At 43.0% G+C, this 279-nt stretch carries 1 protein-coding gene; it reads left to right on the plus strand.

The genetic code is table 11. From position 1 onward, the window contains the following. On the plus strand, positions 1-279 hold a 279-nt coding region (locus ACRHNM_RS16645), incomplete at both ends, for a DUF11 domain-containing protein (protein ID WP_431137740.1).

Genomic DNA, 279 nt, shown 5'->3' on the forward strand with positions numbered 1-279 from the left:
TTAATCAGTTCTAACCCTTCTGTGGGTACTTATAATGCTATGAATGGTTCATGGGTCGTAGGAGATTTGACCAACGGAGCTTCTGAAACTTTAGAAATTACCGTAGAGGTTCTGCCAACCGGGAATTATACCAATACCGCAGAGTTGACGAACGTTACGGAGATGGATGTGGATTCCAGCCCTAATAACAACAACGAATCGGAAGATGATCAGCAGACCATAGAACCCATTGTAATTCCAGTTGCCGATTTGCTGTTGCGGAAATCTGTGAATGTATTG

Origin of the sequence: Psychroserpens mesophilus, from assembly GCF_050617655.1 — a bacterium.
GTDB lineage: Bacteria > Bacteroidota > Bacteroidia > Flavobacteriales > Flavobacteriaceae > Psychroserpens > Psychroserpens mesophilus_A.